Annotated in this window: 6 protein-coding genes; 4 read left to right on the top strand and 2 right to left on the bottom strand. The window is 65.0% G+C overall.

Annotation, left to right across the window (positions count from 1 at the left end; genetic code table 11):
• On the bottom strand, positions 1-288 hold a 288-nt coding region (locus tag ACPGXI_RS16970), incomplete at its 3' end, for a PE domain-containing protein (protein WP_526655009.1).
• A 209-nt stretch (positions 289-497) separates the two neighbouring features.
• Here ACPGXI_RS16970 and ACPGXI_RS16965 point away from each other — a divergent pair.
• The 3 genes from ACPGXI_RS16965 (at position 498) to secA (ending at position 5113) form a co-directional block, all read left to right on the top strand.
• On the top strand, positions 498-1127 hold the full coding sequence (locus ACPGXI_RS16965) for a ComF family protein (RefSeq protein ID WP_526655007.1): 630 nt from the start codon (positions 498-500) through the stop codon (positions 1125-1127).
• 329 nt (positions 1128-1456) lie between these two features.
• The gene (gene hpf / locus ACPGXI_RS16960) at positions 1457-2116 is read left to right on the top strand and encodes a ribosome hibernation-promoting factor, HPF/YfiA family (protein WP_526655015.1); all 660 of its coding nucleotides are present in this window, start codon (positions 1457-1459) and stop codon (positions 2114-2116) included.
• 171 nt (positions 2117-2287) lie between these two features.
• Positions 2288-5113, top strand: coding sequence for a preprotein translocase subunit SecA (gene secA, locus ACPGXI_RS16955; protein ID WP_526655005.1), 2826 nt, complete (start codon positions 2288-2290; stop codon positions 5111-5113).
• 24 nt (positions 5114-5137) lie between these two features.
• Here the strand turns inward: secA and ACPGXI_RS16950 are convergent, their stop codons facing one another.
• Positions 5138-5446 carry an Rv3235 family protein gene (locus ACPGXI_RS16950; protein ID WP_526655003.1) on the bottom strand — a complete coding sequence of 103 codons (309 nt, stop codon included), beginning with the start codon at positions 5444-5446 and terminating at the stop codon, positions 5138-5140.
• Between the two features lie 82 nt (positions 5447-5528).
• Here ACPGXI_RS16950 and ACPGXI_RS16945 point away from each other — a divergent pair, with 82 nt between their 5' ends.
• Positions 5529-5804 (top strand): hypothetical protein, encoded by a 276-nt coding sequence (locus tag ACPGXI_RS16945; RefSeq protein WP_526655001.1) that lies wholly within the window; start codon positions 5529-5531, stop codon positions 5802-5804.
• Positions 5805-5891 lie beyond the last annotated feature (87 nt).

The raw sequence follows: 5891 nt of genomic DNA, 5'->3' as shown, positions 1-5891 counted from the left end.
GACCGCCCCTTGCTGGCTCACCGCGTGAATCTCGTGCTCCCCGGCATCGTCAGCGGACTGATACGCGCCGCGAGCTCCGGCCAGGTTTGCCGCGAAGCGTTCTTCGCGTGCATGAAGATCTGCCACCGCGGTACTGAGTGGAACGGCCAGCTCAGGCAGGACCGCCGAGATCATCGTGCTCATCGGATCGAGGCCTGCCGGAATTAGCGGCACAGGCGGAACGGTGACATCTGCGGGATCCCAGTTCAGCGACGGGGTGTCGACGCGCAACGGTGCCGGATCACCCATCGCAACCTCTTCCCCTCGGCCTGGCCGCACCGTGAACAGCGCAAAGTCTGAACAACGCAAAGTCTGAACAACGCAAAGTTGGACAGCGCAAAGCTCCCGCACTTCCGCCGTCGAGATTACCGGACACCAGGAATGACCAACTGCGGGAAAACGGCAGGCACCGGCAGCCACGTCGCCGCGGTGTCGGTGGTTTGCCCCACACTGCATACGTGCTCGATCTTGTCCTCCCACGGCAGTGCGGTGGCTGCGGAGCCCCCGACACCGGCTGGTGCGCGGCGTGCGGAAAGGAACTGGCGGTTCGTCCCGACGAACCCCACGTCATCACTCCGCGGTCCGATCCCGGCGTGCCTGTGCTGTCGCTGGGCCGATACGCAGGCGCCCGCAGAACAGCGATCGTCGCGGTCAAGGAGCATGGTCGTGCGGATCTGATCAGACCGCTCGCGGCCGCCATCGCCTCGGCGCTGGGTCAACTTCTCAGGTGGGGAGTTCTCGACACACCGCTGACGGCGGTGCCCGCGCCCACGCGACGGTCGGCGGCCAGGCGCCGCGGCGGTGATCCGGTCACTCGTATGGCCCGTGCGGCAACAGCGCCACACCGCGGCCTCAGGGTTATCCCGGCGCTGCGGCTCAGCGCCTTTACCCGCGACTCGGTCGGGCTGTCCAGCGCCGATCGCCAGCGCAACATCGCCGGGCGCATCCGGCTGTCGGCACCGGTTGCCGGTCCGGTCCTGGTCATCGATGACGTGGTCACCACCGGGGCCACGGCAACCGAATCCGTCGGCGTTCTGCGCGCGTCCGGTGCCGACGTTGTCGCGGTACTCGCGCTGGCGCATGCGTGACCCGGGCCAGCCGATTACCCGGGAATTAATCGCACATGAAGAGTTCAAAACAGTCTGTCGGATTTGTGGCACGACTGGGTGAACAGCGACTACCGTCGGCACCAACCACCCGTGAACAATTCACGGCAGCGCTCGGTACGATGAGGCGCCGGATATCGCGACCAGCGGTAGGAGGTGAGTACTCGACACCTTGCTCCGGGGAGCGACGCGATCAGCTATGGCCCCCGGCGCGATTTCCTTGATTTGCCCAGGCACGCGCACGTGTGCGAACGCGACAGAGAATCGAGTTGCCAAGTATGTCAATTAATTCCGCGGATTCAGACAGCACGATGGTGGTCGACCCCAGCAACACAGCAGAGTCGTCATCTGACGCTAGTCCCAACGCCGAGGTCGTGGTCAAAGGACGCAACGTCGAAGTTCCCGACCATTTCCGTAGCTACGTCGTCGAGAAGCTGGCCCGCCTGGAACGATTCGACCGCACCATCTACCTTTTCGACGTTGAACTGGACCACGAGAAGAACCGGCGCCAGCGCAAGAACTGCCAGCACGTAGAGATCACGGCGCGCGGCCGCGGACCCGTGGTGCGTGGCGAAGCCTGCGCCGACAGCTTCTACGCCGCCCTGGAGTCAGCCGCCGGCAAACTCGAAAGCCGGCTGCGCAAGAGCAAGGACCGCCGCAAGATCCACTACGGCGACAAGACGCCGCTGTCGGTGCACGAAGCCACTTCACTCGACCATCTCGCGGCCGCTTTCGCGCCGCCGGCGCAAGAATCCGTCCCGCAGGACAGTGTCGCTGTTGACGACCACGAGCCCGGGCGCATTGTGCGCACCAAGGAGCACCCCGCAATTCCGATGACCGTCGACGATGCGCTCTATGAGATGGAACTCGTCGGCCACGATTTCTTCCTGTTCCACGACAAGGAGAGCGGCAAGCCCTGCGTGGTCTACCGGCGTCACGCCTACGACTACGGGATGATCCGACTGTCCTGACTTCGACTCGGCGCGCAACCGCACCTACGGCGACGGGTTGCGCGCCTGATTCGGGTGAAGTGCGGCGCGCTTGACACGCTCAACCAGCGAATTCAACGCGTCGCCTACGATGGTGTCCGTCTCACTGCTGACGAGTGCCATCAATGCAAACAGGAAAAACGAGGAAACAGCGTGCTGTCGAAGTTGCTGCGTCTTGGCGAGGGCCGCATGGTCAAGCGCCTCAAGGGGGTGGCCGACTACGTCGGCACCCTGTCCGATGACATCGAGAAGCTCTCCGATGCCGAACTGCGCGATAAGACCGACGAGTTCAAGGACCGGCTCGCCAACGGCGAGGACCTCGACGACATCATGCCCGAGGCGTTCGCGGTAGCCCGCGAGGCGGCGTGGCGAGTGCTGAGTCAGCGCCACTTCGACGTCCAGGTGATGGGTGGCGCCGCGCTGCACTTCGGCAACGTCGCCGAGATGAAGACCGGCGAGGGAAAGACGCTGACCGCGGTGCTGCCGGCCTATCTCAATGCACTGCTCGGCAAGGGCGTGCATGTGATTACCGTCAACGACTACCTGGCCAAGCGTGACGCTGAATGGATGGGCCGCGTGCACCGCTTCCTCGGCTTGGAAGTCGGCGTGATCCTGTCCCAGATGACTCCAGACGAGCGTCGGGCGGCCTACAACGCCGACATCACCTACGGCACCAACAACGAGTTCGGGTTCGACTATCTGCGCGACAACATGGCCCTTGCGCTCGAAGACTGCGTGCAGCGCGGACACACGTTCGCCATCGTCGACGAGGTCGACTCGATTCTGATCGACGAGGCGCGTACGCCGCTGATCATCTCCGGGCCTGCCGACGGTGGATCGAACTGGTACACGGAGTTCGCCAGGCTGGCGCCAATGATGAAGGCAGACGTCCATTACGAGGTCGACATCAAGAAGCGGACCATCGGCGTGCACGAAATCGGTGTGGAGTTCATCGAGGATCAGCTCGGCATCGAGAATCTCTACGAGGCAGCGAACTCCCCGCTGATCAGCTATCTCAACAACGCGATCAAAGCCAAGGAGCTGTTCGAACGCGACAAGCACTACATCGTTCGCAAGGGCGAGGTGCTGATCGTCGACGACTTCACGGGCCGCGTGCTGATGGGCCGGCGCTACAACGAGGGCCTGCACCAGGCCATCGAGGCCAAGGAGCAGGTCGAGATCAAGGCCGAGAACCAGACGGTCGCCACCATCACCCTGCAGAACTACTTCCGCCTCTACGACAAGCTCGCCGGCATGACGGGAACGGCCGAAACCGAGGCCGCCGAGCTGCACGAGATCTACAAGCTCGGCGTAGTGCCGATCCCGACCAACATGCCGATGATCCGCGGCGATCAGTCTGACCTGATCTACAAGACCGAGGAAGCCAAGTTCATCGCGGTCGTGGACGATGTCGCCGAGCGTTACGAGAAGGGTCAACCGGTGCTGATCGGCACCACCAGCGTGGAACGCTCGGAGTTCCTGTCCCGCCAGTTCCAGAAACGGCGCATCCCGCACAACGTGCTCAACGCTAAATTCCACGAGCAGGAGGCCGGCATCATCGCCGAAGCCGGTCGCCGGGCGGCCATCACCGTCGCCACGAACATGGCGGGTCGCGGCACCGACGTGGTGCTGGGCGGCAACGTTGACTATCTGCTGGACCGCCGCCTGCGTGAGCGCAACCTCGACCCCATTGAGACCCCCGACGAGTATGAGGCCGCCTGGCACCAGGATCTGCCACTGGTCAAGGAGGAGGTTGCGGCCGAGGCCAAGGACGTGTGCGCCGCGGGCGGGCTCTACGTGCTCGGCACCGAGCGCCATGAGTCCCGACGGATAGACAACCAGCTGCGCGGCCGCTCGGGCCGCCAGGGCGACCCGGGCGAGTCTCGTTTCTACCTGTCGCTGGCCGACGAGCTGATGCGCCGCTTCAACGGCGCGACGCTGGAGACGTTGCTCACCCGGTTGAACCTGCCCGATGACGTGCCGATCGAGGCGAAGATGGTCTCCCGCGCGATCAAGAGTGCGCAGACCCAGGTGGAGCAGCAGAACTTCGACATCCGCAAGGAAGTCCTCAAGTACGACGAGGTGATGAACCAGCAGCGCAAGGTCATCTACGCAGAACGCCGCCGCATGCTGGAAGGCGAGAACCTGGCCGAGCAGGCCCACAAGATGCTCATCGACGTGATCACCGCCTATGTCGACGGCGCTACCGCCGAGGGCTACTCCGAGGATTGGGACCTCGAGAAGCTGTGGGAGGGGCTCAGGCAGCTCTACCCGGTGGGGATCGACCACCACGATTTGATCGACTCCGATGCTGTCGGTGAGCCGGGCGAACTGACCCGCCAAGAGCTGCTGGACGGCCTGGTCGCCGACGCGGAACGCGCCTACGCCGAGCGTGAGCAGGAGGTCGAGGGGATCGCCGGAGAGGGCGCGATGCGCCAATTGGAGCGCAACGTGTTGCTCAGCGTTCTGGACCGCAAGTGGCGCGAACATCTCTACGAGATGGACTACCTCCGCGAAGGTATCGGCCTGCGCGGTCTGGCCCAGCAGCGTCCTGAGGTCGAATATGCCCGTGAAGGTTTCGACATGTTCGTCGGCATGCTCGACGGGATGAAGGAAGAGTCCGTCGGCTTCTTGTTCAACGTGGGTGTCGAAGCCGCGCCGGCGCCGGCGGTCTCGTCGATGGCGACACCCCCCGGGCTGGCCGAGTTCGCCGCTGCCGCAGCGGCGGCCGCAGAATCCAGCAAGGGTGGTGTGGCCACCAAGCGGCGGCCCGCGGCCCCGGCCGGGGTGCGCGCCAAGGGAACCGGCGACGACGCGCCACCGCTGACATATTCGGGTCCGTCGGAGGACGGGTCGGTGGAGGTCCAGCGCTCCGGTGGTGGAAAACCCGCCGATGCGAACGGTGGCGGAACCCGTCGCGAACGTCGCGAAGCGGCCCGTCAACGCGGCCGGCAGGCCAAGGACCGCGGACGCAGGTAGCGGTGCAGCCTCGCAGCGGATCGCTCAGCCGATCTGCAGCGCGACCATCCGCCACCGGTCTCGATACCTTTCGATGCGGGCGGCGACGGCGTGGACGCGCCCGGATCGCGTGAACGACGCGAACACCTCCGCCGCACCGACGTCGCCGGCTCCGGCGTCTATGGAGCGCAGCCGAACCCGCCGCAGGGTCGCGCTTCCCCGGCGCGCGGCACCGGCATGGGCGATGACGCGATCGACAAGCACCGGCGTCATCAACGGGCGCAGCTGCGCGACCGGCCTGCGCCGATCGATGACCTCGATGACCTGCCGCAAAGCCGTCTCGGCGAAGACCACCGCCGATTTCGGCGGCGGTGGCTCGCAAAGGTACAGGGGTGGCCGATGTGCCCGTAGCGGTTGAGGCGCGCGACGTCGCAGGGTGTCTGCAGACGGTGTCTTACACGCCGGCCCGCGCGCAGAGGAAGCGCGACCCAGCGTTTCCGGTACGGGTTCGCAGTCGATCACCGGGGAGGTCGTCCACTGCTCGGACGTGGGATCAGGCGAAATCCGCGATGACGTCGATGATGACGTCGATGAGGTGGGTGACGTCGATGAGGTGAGTGGCGTCGATGAGGTGGGTGAGGTCATGATTCTTCTCCAGCGATGGGGCACGGTAGGAATGGCAGCTGCTGGAGAGTCGCAGACGACTCTATGATCCCACGCCCGATGAGGGCGTTGGTGCACCCGTTGAGTGCGGGCGCGGATTCTGCCGATAGCGTGGCACGATCGTCGGGTGATGGAA

Origin of the sequence: Mycobacterium sp., assembly GCF_049608025.1 — a bacterium.
Lineage (GTDB): Bacteria > Actinomycetota > Actinomycetes > Mycobacteriales > Mycobacteriaceae > Mycobacterium.
The sequence above is the reverse complement of the archived record's forward strand: the minus strand, read 5'-3'. Positions and strand labels throughout refer to the sequence as shown.

What these genes read in the sequence shown, in the direction of transcription:
- hpf (WP_526655015.1), top strand. Translation starts at nt 1,457, where the DNA reads ATGGTGGTCGACCCCAGCAACACAGCAGAGTCGTCATCTGACGCTAGT.